Here is a 20,041-nt window from a genome sequence, read left to right as displayed (position 1 = left end):
ATTAACCCTTAAAAGTAAAAAACTTAGTGGAGCTTAAAGCACTACCGAAGCCATCACTTAAGGCTAAATTATTGCTACTGACACGACCTGCTTGAGCAATTCTGACACTAGCCGAACTGTCAGGACGAACAATAGCAATATGACCTTGACGACTACCACGCACTCCAGGAAAAGAAGCAACTACAACTTTATCGCCTTTAGCAATGCTAATAGCTGCACTTTGAGCAGAAGCTTTATCGGCAGTGTCGGAACTCACTAATTTCCACGTCCCTGTTGCACTCGCATTTTGATTTTGAAAAAAAGTAAACAAAGCTTCCGCAGAAAAGGGTTTAAAAGGCGTATTATTTCCATAAATAGGATGGGGTTCAACATAGGAACCTGCACTAGCATCTAAGCGAGGCAAACCAATTCCTAATTGATCTAAGACATCGGCGGCAAACCAATTACAAAAAGTTTCAGCCCTGCCATCTCCAGTAATATCTTTTGCCCGGTAATAGATGTGACCAGCATTAACTTTGAAAATTGCGTCAAGAACCTTGCTAGTCCCGTCTGGATTCCCCGTATCAATAATAAATGCTGCGGCTAAAAAACCTTCTTGTCCAGCAACTTTTACTTTGTGCCATTGATTTGATGTTCCCCCCGCCGGTAAACTGTAACTTCCGCCGGTTACGGTATCTAAAATTTCGGCGAGAGTTCCCGTAGGAAAAGCAGATAAAATAGTGCTTGAAGTATTGGGAGATGTGCGTAAATTAAGGGTACTTGCGGTAATTTGTCCAGTACGAGCCATTGGTTTACTCCTGAATTGAATCAATGAAAAATTGAGGGATTGAAAAAAAACTAGCGACTTAGCCAAATCACTTGACCACCGAGGCTGTCTGTTTGGGTCTCGTCGTAATCAATGTGAATACCATGCCTTAGTTCACCCATCGGAGGATTAGGGATGGTTTGAATTAGCTGATAACCCCGCCCTGGAATACTTGGAACTGTACTTCCTGATTTCCAGTAATGTTGAAACTTTAAATTAGCTAGTTGAGTTCCTGTGAGAATTGCATTTGCACCAACATAAATACCAGGAACATAACCTTTGGCCGCAACTTCATTAAACCAATTATTGCAATAGGCAATAACATTACTTGCAGAAGTCCCTGACTTCACGCCCTCTAAATCTAACCAAACATTAATTCCTGCCGGAAAACCGACGGAAACTGCATTATTAGCAGCATTTTGACCTGTCGTCGTTCCTAAAGAACCTGTCGGAATCCAACCTGATGTGCGGACTCGCTGAACGGGACTAAGAGCTAATCCTGATGCTAAAATGTCTTCCGCTTCTTGACGGCTTAAATCAACATTTGTTTGTTGTGTTCCTAAAGAAAGATAGCGCAAACAATAACGAAAAATTTTAGGGTCATTGGCAAATTTACTAATTAATGTCGGATTTAACTTGCTTGCACAATCAAAACCAATTAATCCGGGGGGAGCCAATTCAATATTGCCTTGTAAGGTTCCGGGGGGAGCCAAAGGTTGAATAAAGGCTGCGGCTACAAAACCTGTTTGGCCATCGACACGAACATTATGCCATTGATTGGAAGTTCCACTACTTACGGGGTAATTGCCTCCTGTAACGGTGCTAAGAATATCAACAACCTTTCCTGTCGGTAAACTTGCTAAAGTGCTACTTGCTGTGTTAGGAGCCGTGCGTAAATTTAAAGTGCTGGCTGTAACTTTTCCCTGTGCCATAGGACTAATTTCCTTAAAAATCAAGAAAGTTAAAAAAGTAACTAAACTGGAGCCAAATAACTAGCAAAAGCAAAGCCATCAATAACTCCATCGCCTTGCAAATCTACTTCAACCCATTCGCCCTGTCTTTTGCCAACAAAAACGAGACGACCAAGGGGAAGTAACTCAATGGTATCAAAATTAGTGCCAGGCCCAGAGCGGAGTCTTAAACCCGATCGAGCATTAACTCGGTATTGTTGAGTATTGGTGGAGCTACCTTTGGCTAATTGCAAATACTCCCAGATATACTCACCGTAATACTTGCCACTGCTATCTTTATGGCCTTGTTTAAAGCCTCGGCTAAAATCAACACTTCCCCTGTTATAAGCAATAGCTACATAGACCATTTCTTTATCAGTCAAGCTGGTTTTATCCTTGCCATAGGTGCTGATTAATTTTGATTTTAATTCCTCAACACATCGGGCTAAACATTGATCAAATTCGTACCACTGTTTTTCTAAAAAATAATCTGGATTGGTTAAGAAAAATTGTAGGTCATATTGAAAGATGCCGAAGCCTCGACAAAATCTATCTGGGTTTCTGGCGGCAACTTTGAAGTCATTATTGTACAAGGCAATATCTTCAAGTGCTTGACGAGCAACTTGAAACATCTCTTTGCCTTTCGGTTTTGCTTCCAGTGCCGCTCTATCAACTGGAAAGGCGGTTCTATCAGGCGCACCGATTGTGTCTCCAACACAAAGCTCTAGGGTTCTTGCTACACTTTCTCTTTTGTAAATATTACGCCAGAGATAGCCAGTTTCTTGTAAGGCGATCGCCACTAATAGTTCAAGGCGGAAAGGTGTATTATCAATAGCGGCGAGGATATCTGATTGAAATTGGTCTTTAAACCAAACAATGTCGTCTTGAATACTCATAGCAAAAATGGACTAAAGGCTTGCAAAATTTACAGTTATAGTTGACAAGAATTTGTATTACCTAAAATGGCAATAGTGGCGAAAACTAGCTTTCACTACTTAGATAACATTACTTACTCCTCTGTGAAACCTTGTGGATTATCCGCAGCACAACCTTCTTCCTCTTCTTCAATGTTTGCCTGATCTGAAAAAGCCATCACTCGCAGTGATCCCTCTTGCACTGGTTTTAAAAATGTTCTGAATACATAGCCATCGATAACGCCATCGCCCTCAAGATCAACTTGAGCCCATTCTTGATCTGCTCCATCAAATCCTTGTATCGTAAGGATAGTCCCTAAGGAAAGTGTTCTAATAATTTTAAAGCTTTGGCTAGGGCCAGATCTGAGATTTAGCCCACTACGTGCGTTAACTGAAAACAGAGATGAACCATTTTGAGGGTTTGGGAAGGAAAGTGGGTTATTCCAACCTTTTGTAGCAGCATTTTCTAGCCAACTGGGAGCCGCTCCTCTGCCAGCATTTCCTCCCCAAGTAGCACGGCTCCCAAAGCCAACATGAATTCTTGTTGGCCCCATATAACCAACATCTCCACCGATTCCAGTAGCACCAAAACTTGCCGCAGCTTCAACAAATGCCTCAAATAAAGGCAAATCATTTGAATCAGTAAATTTAAGAACACGACCATCTTTTATCAGGTCTAAGTCAGCAGCATTGCCTAAGTCATGTCGAGTACTCCCTACCCGCTTACTACAAGTACCGATTGCACATTGACCACCTGACTCAACTCTAACCTCGTCAATTCCAGCCACAGAGGCAGCAAATGATAATATTTGCTTGAGGCGTGAAGCAATTGGCAAATCTCTTGTTTTGCCTGCGGTATTTTCAACTACACGAACCATAACAATAACTATGTCCTTTAATGAGAATTAGACGATTAACAAACTGTTTATCAATGGAAGAAGTCTACTGTCTTCATAATCTTTGACAGCTTGTTCAACTCCTTGACCAAAAAGACCATCAATGGGTCCACTATAAAAACCTAACTCTTGTAATTTCTGTTGCAATTTTTCTACATCAGAACCCGTCATACCTATAAATAAGTTAGGCATCAATTCGTTGGGAAAACTCGTCTCAGTTGAGGTTGACATTAGATTGTTCCTTCATAAAATTAAAGGGTTGTTTTAAGTTATTTAACTCTACATCTAAGCATATTGCTTGAATTATTTAACTGTCAATAAGTTTTGCGAATTTTGTAATATTTCTTAATAGCAATTAAAATAAAAATAACTACCAAAAAATCTCCTAATTTTAACAACTAGGAGGGACGATAAACTTAAAAAATAATCCCTATATAACAAGAGATAAAGAGTCAAACAAATTGATCTGTAGCAAGAATTTGAGCCAATTTATTCTCCCTGTCAGCCACAGTTTCTGTGGTGGGAATATGGTCTAATAAACTACTATAGAAAAAATAGGCAAAACCAGCAAAATCTCGCTCACGAGTCTCCTGAGTTTGTGCTTGAATTAATTGGAAATTTACTCGTCTATCACTGGGTCTTAAACCAGTGAGAATACCGATGACGGTGGGAATATGTTCCCGCGCTGCTTTTACCCCTGATTTATCGATTTCGCCTTCAAAAATAGGCAGATTTGGACGATAAACTTGTAATGCCAGTTCTTCGATTAATCCCTCCTTTTCCCAGGCTTTCCAATCAGCTAAAGCATGATCAACAGAAAATCCTAAAGGATTGGGAGAAATGGAGAGAATACAATCATCTTTTTCCGCTTTAATGGTTTTAAAAATCAATCGCACTAATTGAGTTAACTTCTCCTTACGCCAATCTTTAAATTTCGCTAATTGGGGATTGCTTAAGGGACTAACTGAACCAGTTTCCTCTTGAAAAAGTTTGATGGTAAAGGAGTCAAACCCCATACTAAAATCAAAATTTTTAGTACCATTAGGCAAGAGTTTTGCGTGATGAATAGCGAAGTGATCATCTAATTGAATACCATCAATTTCATAGTTTCTTACCACTTCACGAATGATACTAATCCAAAAATCTTTAACTTCAGGATGAGCAGGATTTAAGCGGCAATTCCCATCACCATCAACTGTATTTTCCTGTTGATGAGTAAGCATAAACCAATCTGGTTTTTGAGCAACTAAGGGAGCAGCCAGAGGAACCATTAAACCATATTCAAACCAAGCAATAATCCGAAAGTTATACTTTTCTGTCTGGTTAATCTCAATGATTTCTGCTAGTATATCTCTACCGACTAACTCTTTTTCAAGGTTGACTTTTTGGATTTTTTCTTCATTAGCAGTGAAGATATTATCAGCAATTTGTGATTCAAAAAACACATAGCCTTTATTCCAAACTACTAGATAAAGAGTATTAAAACCTAAATTTTTAAGTTTTTCCAACCCAGCTTTTAAGTTATCTTTAGACTTGAGAATATCACTGTCAACATTGGTGATCCAAACTCCTCGTATTTCTTCTACTTGTACATGATCATCAAAGAAAAATCCCGCTTTTCCCACTGAACCTTGTTCTTCGGCTAACTTGACAGAATAATGATTATTTTGGCGAAAATAGGATTTAATTGGTAATTTAGTTCCCGCTTGAATCAAGAACTTCTGATCACTATTAAGGGTTTCAGAAAAAGCTGTGGAAGACTTGAAAAACGTATCCTGAAGAATATGAATGTGCAGCATATTTTTTACTCTCTCTCAGACAAAGGATAAATGAACCTCAAATCCGCAGCAGCGACAGGTTCGGAAGACAGACAAAAGGCAGCAGAGACAGGGAATAACTCCACGTTCTCAAGCGTACTTAGTTCTGATTGATTCTCAGAATTTGCCCACGGCAAAATATAGTCAATAACCGAACCCAACTATTGCTGAACAGTTACCGCTACTCAACTGTTTACCTAGCTTGAAAGCAACACTTAAACAGGCAAACCAAGAGCCGATGGTTCCTCTCATTGACGTAATGTCAAGGCAAAAGGGTTTGGGATCAAAGATTGGTTGGTTAGGGAAATAATTGGGGAACAATTTAACTTGCTCTATGATAACCATAGATAAACAAAAAATACTTAAATGTAACAAAAAAACACATAAGTGGGGAGATGTAATTAAATATCAGACTTATCGAGGTTGAATTAAGCTACTAAACCCACAACCAGCATAGGTAATCAACTGGACTAAGCTATATTACCAATCATTAAGCCGATTGACAGCCTTTCTCATCCAGATGAAGTGTAACCTATTTGTACCTCACCATTAAGATAACTGCTCTCAAAACCTAAAAATCGTGAGCGAGGGTTAGCCATCCGTTAAAACGGATGGTAGTCGAGCGAACAAGGGGATTTATCCCCCTGTATCATTTATTAGTTTGATTCTCAATGTATTTTTTAATAGTTTCCGTAGAGGCGTTACCAGCAGTTGAGCAGAAATAACTAGGAGTCCACAGAGTGGGTAACTTTAACAATTCTGGGAACTCTTTTCTTAAGTGATGAGATAGTCTCCCTTTAATTCTTTTAATTATTGTTGAAGGAGAATAGCTAGGATCAGACTCTAGGAATAGATGGATAGGATCTGGCCTGATTTCTAAGGCGATTAATCTCCAGTTATTTTCTTGGCACAGGTCAAAAATAATTGACGGCGCTCTCAACTTAATGTCTCCCTTTAATACTGCCTTTCTTCGTTTTGGACACCAGACAAAGTGATAGTTAAGCAGTGTTACCGAATGAGGATTTCTTCTATAATCTTCCATTGTACTCTTGACACTTGACAATTAGTGTATTTTCAACTTATCCTCTATACAGGAGGTAAGTCAAAATGTATGGAGTTCAACAAGTTCTCATTCATGCAGACAGCGAGATAAGGGCTATCTTAGAGTTTATTTGCGAAGAAGCTAACAAGCTGGCTAACTGTGGTCTTTATTATTGCCGGCAGATGCTTTTTAAGGCGGGGCGATACGTCAAGAAATACCACCTGGATTCTCAGATGAAAAATCATCCACATTTTCGATCTCTGCGGTCATGTTGCGCTCAACAATTACTTCATGATGTAGCGGAATCTTTTTCTTCCTATAAAGGGCTTTTAAGTCTTTGGAATAAAGGGCAGTTACCTAACAAGCCTAAACCGCCTAAATATCGAAAAAAAGGAGGAATGGCGGTAGTAAGCTATCCATCACGGTATGTAAAGCAATCCGAAAAAGGCTTAAAGTTTTCCTTGGGAGAGCAGGTAAAAGCTTGGTTTGGGATTGATATTTTTTATCTGCCAATGCCTTCTAATTTAAGATTTGAGGACATCAAAGAGTTTCGACTTGTTCCTAGAAATCTTAGTTTTTATCTTGAGTGCGTTTACGAGCAACCCGCTCAAGAGAAAGTCAAGCCTAATAATAAGGTTCTAGGAATAGATCACGGGCTAAATAATTGGTTAACCTGTGTTTCTAATACGGGCAAGTCTTTTGTTATTGACGGGAGAAAAGTTAAATCACAAAACCAATGGTATAACAAGCGAATTGCTCAAATTAAGACTGGTAAGCCACAATGGTATTGGGATCAGGAATTGGCTATTTTAACCGAAAAGCGTAATCGTCAAATGAGAGATAACGTTAATAAAGCCGCCAGGTTTGTTATTAATTGGTGTCTTAACAATGACATTTCTACTATCGTCTTTGGATGGAATCAACGACAAAAAGATTCTATTGAGTTAGGGAAACAAGTTAATCAGGAATTTGTTCAAGTTCCCACTGCCAAGCTGAAAGGACGTATTAAGCAATTGTCTGAACAGTACGGGATTAATTTGATCGAGACTGAGGAAAGCTACACCTCAAAGGCTTCTTTTTTAGATAATGATTTGCTACCTAAATTCGGTGAAAAACCCGCAGGGTGGCAGTCATCAGGTAAAAGAATTCAAAGAGGTTTGTTTAAAGCTTTTAATGGTCAGTTAANAAAATATATCGTAATCGAATAGAAGCGCAGTTTCAACCCGCTTCTATTCACCACAAAGAATCCCTGTTGTTTTAACGCAGGGAGATGTCAAGCGGATATCACTGCCAATAGAGTTCGGTTTTACCGTTATGGGATGAGCATTAACGGGGGTAATATTCTAGGTAAGGAATTTGTATCTAGTCAGTGATGAAGACGATGTTAGAGGGGTCTTTACCGAAATTAAGCGATATTTTCCCGCCGACTGACCATCAGGAACGGGAAACTTTCACCCCCAATGCTTTTTATCCTAATTTATCGGAATGGCTCAAGCGAGCGCAACTGAAAGCGGAAAGTGAATGGTTCGCAGCGATCGCATCTTTAGAAAGTATCTTATTACAAAACCAAAATAATGCTGCCGCCGGTCGGGGTTTAATTCTCTCTGGTCCGACGGCTTTAGTCAGAGAAAGCAAGGCTTTAACGGGGTTTAAATTCGGTGTTTTTACCGTTAAAGCTTTAAAACATTTACAATGGCTGGGTTTGCAATTGCCTTCTCAGGAAAAATCCGCCGCCGATATTTCCCCGACGGAGATCCATGAATTGCCGCTCTTGCCAACGGATCCGATTGCTAATGAAAGATTTTGTCTGGTTTTTAGCGAAAGTTTCTCTCTTTTGCTGGTTTTAGGCGAAGATCAGTGGGGTTTGTCCTCTTTTCAATTTTCCTTTGATCCCGTCCTCACTCAGCAAGCTTGGCAGCAGTTGCGGCAAAGATTAGTGAATCTGCGTTATCCGCAAATCGGGACTTTAGAAGCAATTATCGAAGCTAATGGCAGTCCCTCGCCGGATTATCGTCTAGTTAGCCAATTTAGTCGCCAATTACTGCAAAATTTACCCAACCAGCCTAATTTAGACCTGAAAAAAACGAAATCGTCTATCAATACCGAAATCACTCCCCCAGAGGAAGATAATTCTCATTTAGAATCGGGTTGTGATTTGGAATTATTGCGCGCTTTAACCCACGAAATTCGCACCCCTTTAACCACCATTCGCACCATTACCCGATTATTACTAAAACGGGCAAAAATAACGGAAGATGTCCAGAAATATTTGGAAACAATTGATTTAGAATGTGGTGAACAAATTCAGCGCATGGAATTAATTTTCCGAGCCGCAGAATTGGGTATTAATCCTCTGGGAGATAAACCAATTCAATTAATTCCAATTGCTCTAGAAAAGGTCTTTCAAGATAGTATTCCCCGGTGGCAAAAACAGGCTAAACGGCGCAATGTCAATTTAGAAGTTAATGTACCGAAAAAATTGCCTTCGGTAATTAGCGACCCGAATTTATTGGATCAAATGTTAAATGGAGTCGTGGAAAAATGTACTCGCAGTATGGCTAGTGGTGGTCTGTTGCAAGTAGATATATCAATGGCAGGAAATCAATTAAAAATGCAGTTCCAAACTCAGGTAAAATCGCCTAATCCTACCCTCAAAGCTTTAGGAAAAGTCTTAATGTTTCAACCAGAAACTGGTAGCTTAAGTCTGAATATGAAGGTAACTAAAAACCTTTTTCAAGCTTTGGGAGGTAAATTTATTGTGCGTCAAAAACCCGAAGAAGGTGAGATTTTAACCATTTTCTTGCCTCTAGGACGCAGTAAATAAGTTGAGATTATTCTGAATTTTTCATCTTGGAAAATAGGCAAACTTGCCAAGAGAATGCTATACTAGGGCAAACATTATTGATAGTTGCCATGGAAAAAACTGTTTTAATTTTAGGTGGCACTGGTCGCATTGGTCAAAGTGTCGCCCTAGATATTATTAATCATACTGCAGCTAAAATTATTATCACAGGACGCAAGGAAAAAGCCATTAAATTACTGCCAAGAATGCAGTTTTTGGCTTTAGATTTAGAAGAAATAGACAAGCTTAGACAGGCAATTAAAAATAGTGATTTAGTCATTCATTGTGCCGGTCCCTTTCATTATCGCGATGGCAGGGTAGTAAAAATTTGCATCGAAGAAAAAGTCAATTATATTGATGTTAGTGATCATCGTTCTTTTTATCAAAAGTTAATCCCCTATCGAGAATTGGCAATAAAAGCGGGAATAACTGCCGTGGTTAATACGGGAATTTTTCCCGGTATTTCTAATAGTATAGTGCGAGAGGGAGTGGAACAGTTAGATAGGGTAGAAACAATCCGTTTAAATTATGCCGTAGCGGGTTCAGGAGGTGCGGGATTAACTGTGATGCGGACAACTTTTCTCGGCTTAAAAAAGCCTTTTTTAGCCTGGATTGAGGGACAATGGCAAGAGATTAAACCCTATACTGCTAGAGAAGTAATTGACTTTCCCGCTCCTTTAGGTAAAACTGGTGTTTATTGGTTTGATATGCCAGAAACCTATACTTTTGCTGAATCTTTTCAAGTGCAAAATGTGATCACAAAATTTGGTTCTATTCCCGATTTTTATAATCATTTAACTTGGATTACTGCCCATATTTTTCCCGATGCTTGGGTAGAAAGTTATCGAGGAATCGAGTTTTTTTCCCAAGTTAGTTATCGCATGACAGAAGTAACCGATAAATTTTCGGGAATTGGGGTAGCAATGTTAGCAAAAGTGGCCGGATGGCAAGGGCAGCAAAAAGCAGTTTATCAAGCAACTATGCTTCACGAGAATACTGCTCAAGCAGCGGGTTGGGGAACTGGCAGCGTGGCAGAATTAATCTTAGCGGCAAAACTCCAAAAAGCCGGGATTTATCCCGTGGAACAGGTGTTATCCACAGAACTATTCCATGCTACGATGAAAAAAAGAGGTATTAAACTCGATCGCTCCTGTGCAATTGTGGCTTAGAAGATGAAAAAAATCTGGCGTTACTTAGGGCTGTTTTGTTTAGTTTTGTTACTGACTTTATCCCCCATCTTCATGATAGCGGCCCAGAATAATCCTGCTAAACAAGGACAGGAAACACCCCTGGAAACTTTGGGAGAAGTTTTTCCCGTCATGCTTGATAATCAAGAACTTTTTACTATTCGGCAAGGAATAGGTTCTTTTTCAGCGCAAGAAAGAGCGAAATCGATTACAGCCAGAATTGAAAAAATTGCCGATGACGATGCCCTTTCTCCTGAAGATTTAACCATAAAAATCGATCCTGAAGACAAAAACCCTTCGATTATTTTGGGAGATACGGTTATTGCTACTATTACTTCTAAAGATGCCAAATTACACGCAGTAAGTCAAGAAGTATTGGCCGAACGAGCTTTAGCAAAGATTAAAGCGGCCATTGTCCGTTATCGTCAAGAACGTCAACCGGATAACCTCTTAAAAGATGCAGTTTTGACAGTAAGTGCTACCCTGTCCACGGTCTTAATTTTCTGGACGATGATTTTTATATCTTTGCGGGTTTTTCCCCAGATTCAGAGATTAATCACCTCCCTAGTTCCTGGGGTCGTATTCCAAAATTTTGAGATTATTAGTTCCCAGACAATAGGAATTTTTTCCCTAAGAGTTTTGCAATTTATCCGAACTCTAATTATTTTAACTATTCTCTATTTTTATTTAACTTTTGTCCTTCGTCTTTTTCCCTGGACTAGAAAATTTGGTGATGGTTTTTTGCAATACTTTTTCCGTGCTTTGGAAGTTTTTTCCCAAGAGATAGCAAAATATTTACCCAATATTTTTATTATACTGCTAATTATTTTTATAACTCACTATCTGTTGAGAGCAATTAAACCATTTTTCACGGCATTGTCAAGAGGAACTTTAGTAATTCATGGTTTCTATCCCGATTGGGCAAACCCAACCTATAATTTACTGTCACTGCTGATAATTGCCTTAGCTATAGTCATCGCTTTTCCCTATCTACCCGGATTTAATTCTCCTGCTTTTCAGGGGGTGTCGGTATTTTTAGGGGTGCTATTTTCCTTGGGTTCTACCTCTGCTATCGCTAACGTGGTGGGAGGAATTATCCTCATCTATACTCGCTCTTTTCAACTAGGAGATAAAATTTCTATTGGTGATGTTATTGGAGACGTGATTGAAAAAGGATTATTAGTCACCCGCATTCGCACACCAGCTAATAGAATTATCACGATTCCTAATTCATCGCTGTTAAACACCAATGTGATTAACTTTAGCGTTTCTCAAAGGGAATTCGAACAGCCTTTAATTTTGCAAACCACAGTCACTCTCGGTTATGATTTACCTTGGCGTAAGGTTCACGAAACCCTGAAAGAAGCAGCCTTAGCCACTAAATTTATTGTCTCAGAACCTGCTCCTTTTGTCTTGCAAACCAGTCTCGATGATTTTTATGTCAGCTATCAGCTAAATGCCTACACCGACCATCCTAGCAAAATGGTGTATATTTATTCTGAATTACATCAAAATATTCAGGATAAATGTAACGAAGTCGGTATCGAAATTATGTCTCCTCACTACAAGGCTCTCCGGGATGGCAATCACAGCACTATTCCTGAAAATTATCTGCCGGAAGATTATCAAAGTCCTGCTTTTGGTATTCAGTCAAATCCTCAGAAGTAATAATTTTCCTAATAGCTTCGATCGCTTTTGTCAAGCCCTTTTGAGTTATTGTTGATAATTCTTCACCAAATTCACAATTAATAGCAGGAATAAATATTCCCAAGGCCCTGGGAGTTTGTTGATAAATTGCTTGAGTTAATGCTAATAAAGAAGCGGGACTTTCTGCATGACCAAAATTATTCCATTCGGTAACTGCCGCTAATTTTTCTATCTGAATATCAGTTTGATTAGATAATACCGCATCAACAAAAATAACTAGAGAAGCATCAGCTATATCGGCTGCTAATTCAGGAGTCAATTGATGGGTAGCGATGACTTGCACATTAGTCCAATTCTCCTCGGCAATAATTTCGGCTATTCTCACTCCCACTCCGTCATCATTTCTTAAAGTATTACCGTAACCGATGAGCAGTATTTTAAAATTATTCATGGTTATAGCAGTTATCTTAATGATGAGGTACAAAGTGGAATTAAATATAAGATGAACGTAGGTTGGGTTGAAGCATGAAACCCAACGCCCGCTCATGTTACGCTACCGCTAACCCATCCTACAAATAATTGTGCCTCCCTACTTATAAAAATCTTCGAGATGTTGTTTTAGTTGACGAATTGCCATACTACTATTGCGATTGTCGGCAATTTCTCCACAGAAAGAAACTAGATTTTGTAGGTTAAAGTTAGGAAAATATTGACTTTGATGGCGCAGGATATACTCTTGATTATCTAGCCAATAAATATAGAGATTTTTCTGACGATACAACCAAATTTCAGGCACTTTATAAGGCAGATAATCATCCACATTCGAGTAACTGGTGACATCAATTTCTAATACTAAATCGGGAGGAGGATCATTTACCCAGTCAATTCTGGCTTTCCCTGCTATAGCCGGCCAATGGTCAATATAAAAACTATAATCTGGTTCAATACCACTTGTTTCTGGTAATTCCATGGTTACGGGAGTAAAAGCCTCGTACTCACGCCCCAGATAATCCAATAAGGTGATGATAATATTAGCAATTAAATGGGCATCACGTCCATGCTTGGGAAGTGGAGACATAAGCAAGACTTCTCCATTGTGATATTTGATTTTAGGCCGAGAATTGTCACCCCTTTGCCGAGACAAAGTTTGATAATCTAGCCAAGTGGCAGGTAATCTCACTAAGGACCCCGCCGGTAGCTCGATTTTATCTAGTGAAACTAAAGCAAACATGGTGCAAGGTTTAAGGTAAATAAGGAACTCAAGGATTTAGCATTTATCTTAATGATGAGGTACAAAGTTTTCCTTTTTGGGAGTCAGTGGTCGATACCAAATCAGGTTACACTTCATCTTGACCAGAAACGCTGTAAAATAAGTATAGGATATCTTCGATGCTCTCGATACAAAGCTTAACCTAATCGATAAATTAACTGAGTCTGGTAATATGCTATCGACTAAGACAGTTTCCCCTCATATTATTCCCCCTCTCGAAAGTGGTGATAGATTAACCCTTCCCGAATTCGAGCGCCGTTATCAGGCAATGACAAGGGTAAAAAAAGCTGAATTAATCCAAGCAGTTGTTTATATGACAGCTGCGGTGAGAGCCAAAAACCACGGTAAACCCCACGCTAATATTATCGGTTGGTTAACTGCCTACGAAGTGGCGACACTGGGGGTAGAAACACTGGATAATACTACTGTGCGACTGGATGGGGATAATCAACCACAACCAGATGCTTTATTAAGAATAGAAACCAGTGGACAATCAAGCATTAGTGAAGATGATTATGTAGAAGGCGCGCCGGAATTAATCGTGGAAATTGCCGCTTCTACTGCTTCCTACGATTTACACGAAAAACTCAAAGTTTATCGTCGCCATGGAGTGCAAGAGTATATTATCTGGCGAGTTTATGACGTTCAATTGGATTGGTTTCGCTTAACTGATGGGGAATATTTGCCCCTAGAATCAAATCAAGATAATATCTTTTGCTCCCAAGTCTTCCCTGGATTATGGCTAGATAAAAATGCTTTATTATCGGGGAATTTAGCCGAAGTTTTGGCAAGATTACAGCAAGGAATAGCTAGTGAACAACACCAAAATTTTTGTCAAATTTTGGCTAATAAATAACCCAGATAAACTTGATTTTTCTCTGAGAATGTAGGTTGGGTTGAAGCCTGAAACCCAACGCTAATAAATAACCCAGATAAACTTGATTTTTTTCTTAGTTAGGGCTTGCTGAATAATGGTAAAACCCTTTTAAAATAAAGCTTTTGACCTGTTAAAGTCCGATGTTAAAACAAGGGCAACAAAGCCTGAAACGACCGGCTACTGACTCCTGACTCCTGACTCCTACCCCCACCGAAAAACTTTTTCAGCAGACCCTAGTTACCTAGGGATGGCTCAGAAAGATTAGCTGATTTTTCTTGCCAATCTTGACCGATTTTAATCGTCACATCAGAAGCGAGATTCCCCGTACTTTCCACCAAAACTTCCCCGACACCAAGGCTATTATGCAGGGCAGCGGCCAGGGAATTATCCCCTTTTTGAGCAATAATTTTGGTAGTTTCTAGAATTGGCGATGAAGACTTAGAGACAAAAACATTTTCATAACCAAACGAGCGCAGATATCTGACTAGAGCTTGCACCGCTTCTGGATTATCGATGCTATCTTCCACAGCTATGCGAGTCGGTTGCGTGGTTTCCTCAATGTCAGCCATAAAAGAGCCGTGGTTAAAATGTTGAGCCACTAGCTCTTGAATTTTACTTTGATTGGGCAACCAATAACTGATCCCTTGCCGACCATCACCATTAAAGTCTCCGGGTAGAAGTAGCATTTGCACATCAGCGCGCTGAGTTTTAGAGGCAAAACCGGCTAGAGCGAGTAACTCCTCTAAACTGAGATTAGTATCGATATGAGTGCGGATAACCTCGATAATATCGGGAATTTTCAATAAAGTTGCTGGTTTTAGGGTTTGTTCTACTAAAGACCGCATTAATTGCTGTTGTCGTTGGATACGACCGATATCGCCGTTAGCATCGTAACGAAAACGGGCAAACTGGAGGAATTTCTCGCCGTTGAGGTGTTGTTCCCCTTTTTTCAGGTCAATGTAGAGGTGTTGACTAAAATCTTTGTACTTCATGTCTTTGGGAACATATACCGTCACCCCCCCCAAAGCATCAATTAATTTTTCCACACCCTGCACATTAATGCGAATATAGCGATCGATAGCGACTCCGTCCAAAAGATGACTAACCGTTTCCGCCGTTAAAGCAGGTCCACCGAGGGCGTTAGCTTCATTGATTTTTTTCTCCCCGTAACCCTCGATATCGGTGCGGGTATCCCGGGGGATGGAAAGCATGGTTAACTTCTGTCTTTGGGGGTCAAAACGCAGTAACAGCATGGTATCGGTTAAACCATCCAAGGAATTAACCGGGGCATGATAACCCAGATCTGGGGTTTGTGCCTCCTTGACATCGGATGTCAACACTTTCGCGCCAACTACCAGAATATTAACGGGGCGGTTGAGGGCGGGAAGTTGCAGATTTTCATAGGATATCGCCTGCTGATTGTTAAAAGCGGCGGCTTCTTGGGGACTAAGAGCAGCTTGTCGCAAAGGTGTGGAGGAGAGAGACACAGCCAACATAGCCCCCGCCGTAGCGGAAACTAGGGCGCAGCCAGTTAAGCCTAGGGCTGTCAGGAACCATTTACCGGACAATCGCCGCTTTTTCACAGGTTTAGCCGCTAATTTGCTTGATTTTCCGCTTTTAAGCCTTGATTTTGTCTTATTAACCACAAATTGCCTCACACGGTCACTAAATATCTCCCTAAAACCATATTTAAAGAGATGAACTATTTTTTTTCTCAGATACCCGGAAAAGATTATTAAACTAATCGGGTTTTCTAGAGAGTTAGCAGATAATATAGCAGAATTTTTCCTTATAGTTCTTCTGCATCGCAATTTTGGAGAAATATCTAGGGTTTGCAGCAAAAAGTTTTTTATGGGAGCGGGAAGCGGGGAAGTGGGGTAGTGGGGTAGTGGGGAGAAGAAAGCTGCCTTTTGCATGAGTGCATGAGTGCATGAGTGCCTCCTATCTCCTCAATGGCTGATTTTTTTGTGCAGAAATAACTTTTGTGGTCGATTAAATAACCAATTGATCAACCAACCGTCGGTTTTTTGCAGACGATAACCGCTACTTGAGTACAGTGACTGGGCCGCTAGATTATTATCGAGAACATGGAGGGAAAGTTCCTCAAAACCCCATTCTCTAGCGATCTGTTCACACTTGAGCAGCAATCTCCGGGCCAGACCGGCACGCCGGCGATCGGGACTAACGGCTAAATTAGAAATATAAGGAATGGGAACGGCTAAAAAAGAACTAGATTTTAAGCCGATTTCCGCCGTAGCGACAATAATTTCCTGAGAACCCGTGGCGGTGACGCTGGTTTGACTGACTACCAGACAGTGATAGTAAGGGGTATCGGCGCGCAATCGTCCCCGTAAGTCCTCGTAAATGCCCAATTTAAAGATAGGACGCAGAAAAGACCAATAATTGGCCGTGGGGAAAAAACTATCGGTGAGAATTTCCGCCAAGCTTTTGAGATCTTGGCTTTGGGCCAAACGCACCTCGACGGTAATGGTGGCATTGTCACCGGTCGCTTCCGAGTCGGAGGGATTAGACAATAGGTATGAGATAAAACAGGAGTCCACTTTAATCACAGGAGTCGGCAGGGAAGGTGGGGATGGCAGTCCTTATCCCGGAAAGGTAAATAGGGGTGGGAGCTAGTTGGGAGAATCAAGCATCTATCTTAAGGAGAATACCGCAATTTTTCAAGACTACTGAATCAAAATCTCATCCATTCTACTGCCTATAGCCCCAGTTGGGGGAAAGACTGCTATTTTTCGGGAATTTTTTTTGATCGCCGGGCAATGGTTAAGATGGGATGATGCCGGTCAGAACTAATCTCTTTCTTTTTGGGTCAATTAACTATATTCTTTAATCTAATCTATCCTCCTATCCCCTCCATGATCAAAGAAATTTCCGCTTATTTGCAAGTGTTCCGCAGTCAAAAAATGGCGGCTTTGTTATTCTTAGGTTTCGCTTCTGGATTGCCCTATTTTCTCACCGGTCGTACCCTGCAAGCTTGGATGACCACCGAAGGAGTTGATCTGAAATCGATCGGTTTATTTAGTTTAGTCGCTCTCCCCTACTCTCTCAAATTTCTGTGGTCTCCCTTACTCGATCGCTATCTTCCCCCCGTGCTTGGTCGTCGTCGCGGTTGGATTTTAATCGCTCAAATTTGTTTAACTTTAGCGATTGGTTTCATGGCTTTGCAACAACCGCAACGATCTTTAGAATTATTGGCAATTAATGCTTTACTGATTGCTTTTTTTAGTGCCAGCCAAGATATTGCCTACGATGCCTATCGCACAGATATTTTAGAAAAATGGGAGATGGGTGCTGGGGTGGCGATCGGGGTTTTAGGTTATCGTTTGGCTTTAATTTTAACCGGTTCGATCGCTTTAATTTTAGCCGATCACTTTCCCTGGCCTCTCGTCTATCTTTTCCTAGCTGGACTGATGGCTTTAACGATTATTTGGTCTTTTTTAGCCCCGGCTACTCCCCCTAGGGATGATACTCCTCAAACTCTTTTAGAGGCGGTTTGGTTGCCTTTCCAAGAGTTTTTTCAACGCTATCAAATAGGTCAAGGAATCAGCATTCTCGCCTTTATTGTTCTCTATCGTTTAGGGGATGCTTTAGTTAATAATATGGTGACTCCTTTTCTCTTAAAAACTGGTTTCAGTCAAACCGATATTGGGGCGATCCAAGGCGGTATGGGCATGATAGCAACTATGGTGGGAGTTTTATTAGGTGGTTCCCTGTTAAGTCGTTGGGGAATTAATCGATCGCTCTGGATATTTGGTGTCTTGCAAGCTGTTAGTAATTTAGCCTATTTTATTTTAGCAAATTTAGGGCAAAATTATCCTTTTATGGTCTTAGCTATTAATATTGAAAACTTCTGCGGCGGCTTAGTCACTGCCGCTTTTGTGGCTTTTTTAATGAGTCTTTGTAATGCTCGTTTTACCGCTACTCAGTTCGCCCTTTTATCAAGTTTAATGGCCTTTAGTCGCGATATTTTAGTAGCCCCCGCAGGAGTTTTAGCTGAGGCGATCGGTTGGCAGTGGTTCTTTTTAATCACGGTAATTGCCGCTTTACCCGGGTTAGCTTTATTGCCTTTATTTGCTCCTTGGCAAGAGCAGAATTAGGCTAATTTATGAGCTAGTAAATGATAATTTATTCCTCCGATTTCACTCGCATAACTACTAAAGTCATATCGTCGCTACTGTCATTTCCCAACCCAGTAAAAGCGGCAACTTTCCCAAATAAATATTCTAGAATCTGTTCGGGATCGGTGTACTGTTGACAGGCTTCTTTAACTGCCGATAGCCAATTTTTCTGCTCAAATCTTTCCCCTTTCGAGTTAACTGCATCGGTAAAGCCATCGGTATAATAAATCAGCGTATCTCCCGCTTCTAATTGCACTTGGGCATCATCATAGATAGAATCGGCCTCTAAACCAACTAATGTCCCTTCCGTGTCGAGAGGCTCTAACTCTGCCGTTTTGGCCCGCCACCAGAGGGTGGGATAATGGGCAGCATTACTGTAGCCAAGACGGCGCGTCAGGGGATCATACTCGGAATAAAATAATGTCACGAAACGATGAGAATTATCCAGATCGGCATACATAACCCGATTGAGATGACGCAAAATCTGGGCCGGGGAGTGACGATTTAACACTTCCGCTCGCAACATTCCCCGGGTCATGGTCATCAATAATCCTGCTGGGACACCTTTACCCATGACATCACCAATGACTATACTCCAAGGAGCGGTACTAGCTTCCATTTCCGCCTCCCTTGCCGGTTTAAATTGATCGTAGTTGCAGGGGATAAAATCATAATAATCGCCACCAACGCGATTAGCCGTTTTACAGTGGGCTGCCAATTCTACCCCCTGAATTTTCGGACATTGCCGGGGTAAAAGACGATTTTGGATTTCGGAAGCGATTTCTAACTCTCGATCCTGACGTTCCTTGGCCCGTAATTCCAGCGTTAATTCATTATTAGCTATAGCCACCGCCGTTTGATCGGCCACTAGCTGCAACAGTTTACGACGGGTGGGTGTCCAACCATAATCGGGATCGCGACTGAAAACGTATAAACGTCCCCGCTCACTATTTTTTACCAAAACAGGTGTACTATATACCTGCGTACCCTGTCCGAGAGTTTGCCGGATTTTATGGTCGAGACTATCGAGAAGCGATCGACTATTTCTGTTCTCAAGTGCCGGTTCTTGGTTTAATTGTCGGATAATTGCCTCTAATTGTCGGCGTAGTTCCCCATTAATTTGATTATCTTGGCAATGGAGTTGATCGAGCGCCACTTGACCGTTATTTTTGCTCAAAATCAATGCCCCTCCCTCCGCATCTGCCACTCGTGCGGCCATCAAGGGGGTAAGATCGAGGAATTGGTTTAAATTATTGAAACTCCGCAGGGCAAACCCGAGGGAACTTAAGAGATTTTGAACTTTGTTTTGTTCGCGATATAAACTGGCGACTAACTCTTTTAAGGCTAAAATTGGCTTGATATCGGTAGTTTGATCGCCCATATTGACGGTGGCAGTGGTGAGGGTGTCGCTCGGTTCCGGCTCAGAAAGCATAAAATGATTTTTGTGGCGGTGACATGATTATAGCTAGATAGTCATTGGGTGATGACCTGTTTAAGTCTAACAGTATAGTGGATCTTTTCGTGACTGCCACAATTTAACCCTGATGTTTTACTATTTCTGTTTTTTGACGCTCCCCGCTCTAAAGAGACGGGGATTCTTCGTTCATTGAGTCTCCGTTAGCAAGCAGGATTTCTCCAACCAACCAAGAGGGAAT

17 protein-coding genes and 1 pseudogene are annotated in these 20,041 nt (G+C 40.8%); 6 read left to right on the top strand and 12 right to left on the bottom strand.

What is annotated here, in order from left to right; all coding sequences use genetic code 11:
• Window position 1: 1 nt before the first annotated feature.
• From BGL89_RS06000 to tnpA, 7 genes are all read right to left on the bottom strand, one after another.
• On the bottom strand, window positions 2–787 hold the full coding sequence (locus BGL89_RS06000) for an SH3 domain-containing protein (protein WP_286824918.1): 786 nt from the start codon (window positions 785–787) through the stop codon (window positions 2–4).
• 50 nt (window positions 788–837) lie between these two features.
• Window positions 838–1,737: a glycoside hydrolase domain-containing protein gene (locus tag BGL89_RS05995; protein WP_286824917.1), complete on the bottom strand. Its 900-nt coding sequence runs from the start codon at window positions 1,735–1,737 to the stop codon at window positions 838–840.
• Between the two features lie 41 nt (window positions 1,738–1,778).
• Window positions 1,779–2,651, bottom strand: coding sequence for an SH3 domain-containing protein (locus BGL89_RS05990; protein WP_151696143.1), 873 nt, complete (start codon window positions 2,649–2,651; stop codon window positions 1,779–1,781).
• Between the two features lie 113 nt (window positions 2,652–2,764).
• A complete protein-coding gene (locus BGL89_RS05985; RefSeq protein ID WP_008198577.1) occupies window positions 2,765–3,547 on the bottom strand; it encodes an SH3 domain-containing protein in 783 nt (260 codons plus the stop codon).
• A gap of 27 nt (window positions 3,548–3,574) precedes the next feature.
• Window positions 3,575–3,796 carry a peptidoglycan-binding domain-containing protein gene (locus BGL89_RS05980; protein WP_190357750.1) on the bottom strand — a complete coding sequence of 74 codons (222 nt, stop codon included), beginning with the start codon at window positions 3,794–3,796 and terminating at the stop codon, window positions 3,575–3,577.
• A gap of 221 nt (window positions 3,797–4,017) precedes the next feature.
• Window positions 4,018–5,364 (bottom strand): glycoside hydrolase family 10-like protein, encoded by a 1,347-nt coding sequence (locus BGL89_RS05975; protein WP_286824916.1) that lies wholly within the window; start codon window positions 5,362–5,364, stop codon window positions 4,018–4,020.
• Between the two features lie 667 nt (window positions 5,365–6,031).
• Window positions 6,032–6,424: an IS200/IS605 family transposase gene (tnpA, locus tag BGL89_RS05970; protein WP_286824915.1), complete on the bottom strand. Its 393-nt coding sequence runs from the start codon at window positions 6,422–6,424 to the stop codon at window positions 6,032–6,034.
• A gap of 65 nt (window positions 6,425–6,489) precedes the next feature.
• On the opposite strand from tnpA, the pseudogene BGL89_RS05965 reads away from it, so the two are divergent.
• The 4 genes and pseudogenes from BGL89_RS05965 to BGL89_RS05950 all read left to right on the top strand — a co-directional run bounded on the left by BGL89_RS05965 (window position 6,490) and on the right by BGL89_RS05950 (window position 12,121).
• Window positions 6,490–7,685 (top strand): annotated as a pseudogene (locus tag BGL89_RS05965) (RNA-guided endonuclease InsQ/TnpB family protein).
• 120 nt (window positions 7,686–7,805) lie between these two features.
• The gene (locus tag BGL89_RS05960; protein ID WP_286824913.1) at window positions 7,806–9,248 is read left to right on the top strand and encodes a sensor histidine kinase; all 1,443 of its coding nucleotides are present in this window, start codon (window positions 7,806–7,808) and stop codon (window positions 9,246–9,248) included.
• Between the two features lie 89 nt (window positions 9,249–9,337).
• Complete coding sequence (locus BGL89_RS05955; RefSeq protein ID WP_286824912.1) at window positions 9,338–10,435, top strand: saccharopine dehydrogenase family protein; 1,098 nt, start codon at window positions 9,338–9,340, stop codon at window positions 10,433–10,435.
• Window positions 10,436–10,438: 3 nt separating this feature from the next.
• A complete protein-coding gene (locus BGL89_RS05950; protein ID WP_286824911.1) occupies window positions 10,439–12,121 on the top strand; it encodes a mechanosensitive ion channel family protein in 1,683 nt (560 codons plus the stop codon).
• Here BGL89_RS05950 and BGL89_RS05945 read toward each other — a convergent pair.
• Together BGL89_RS05945 and BGL89_RS05940 are read right to left on the bottom strand one after the other, a co-directional pair.
• Complete coding sequence (locus BGL89_RS05945) at window positions 12,048–12,551, bottom strand: hydrogenase maturation protease (RefSeq protein ID WP_286824910.1); 504 nt, start codon at window positions 12,549–12,551, stop codon at window positions 12,048–12,050. The two genes, BGL89_RS05950 and BGL89_RS05945, sit on opposite strands and share 74 nt — an antisense overlap.
• Before the next feature lie 138 nt (window positions 12,552–12,689).
• On the bottom strand, window positions 12,690–13,331 hold the full coding sequence (locus tag BGL89_RS05940) for a Uma2 family endonuclease (protein WP_286824909.1): 642 nt from the start codon (window positions 13,329–13,331) through the stop codon (window positions 12,690–12,692).
• 211 nt (window positions 13,332–13,542) lie between these two features.
• On the opposite strand from BGL89_RS05940, the gene BGL89_RS05935 reads away from it, so the two are divergent.
• The gene (locus tag BGL89_RS05935) at window positions 13,543–14,226 is read left to right on the top strand and encodes a Uma2 family endonuclease (RefSeq protein ID WP_286824908.1); all 684 of its coding nucleotides are present in this window, start codon (window positions 13,543–13,545) and stop codon (window positions 14,224–14,226) included.
• A gap of 254 nt (window positions 14,227–14,480) precedes the next feature.
• On the opposite strand, the gene BGL89_RS05930 is transcribed toward BGL89_RS05935, so the two are convergent.
• The gene (locus tag BGL89_RS05930; protein WP_286824907.1) at window positions 14,481–15,893 is read right to left on the bottom strand and encodes an LCP family protein; all 1,413 of its coding nucleotides are present in this window, start codon (window positions 15,891–15,893) and stop codon (window positions 14,481–14,483) included.
• 303 nt (window positions 15,894–16,196) lie between these two features.
• Window positions 16,197–16,817, bottom strand: a complete 621-nt coding sequence (locus BGL89_RS05925; RefSeq protein ID WP_286824906.1) for a GNAT family N-acetyltransferase — start codon at window positions 16,815–16,817, stop codon at window positions 16,197–16,199.
• A 306-nt stretch (window positions 16,818–17,123) separates the two neighbouring features.
• Between BGL89_RS05925 and BGL89_RS05920 the strand changes: the two genes are divergently transcribed.
• Complete coding sequence (locus BGL89_RS05920) at window positions 17,124–18,365, top strand: AmpG family muropeptide MFS transporter (RefSeq protein ID WP_286824905.1); 1,242 nt, start codon at window positions 17,124–17,126, stop codon at window positions 18,363–18,365.
• 28 nt (window positions 18,366–18,393) lie between these two features.
• Here BGL89_RS05920 and BGL89_RS05915 read toward each other — a convergent pair whose 3' ends face one another.
• Window positions 18,394–19,818 carry a PP2C family protein-serine/threonine phosphatase gene (locus BGL89_RS05915; RefSeq protein ID WP_286824904.1) on the bottom strand — a complete coding sequence of 475 codons (1,425 nt, stop codon included), beginning with the start codon at window positions 19,816–19,818 and terminating at the stop codon, window positions 18,394–18,396.
• Window positions 19,819–20,041: the final 223 nt, after the last annotated feature.

Origin of the sequence: Microcystis sp. LSC13-02 (assembly GCA_002282935.1) — a bacterium.
Taxonomy (GTDB): Bacteria; Cyanobacteriota; Cyanobacteriia; order Cyanobacteriales; family Microcystaceae; genus Microcystis.
This window is presented reverse-complemented; position numbering and strand designations above follow the sequence as displayed.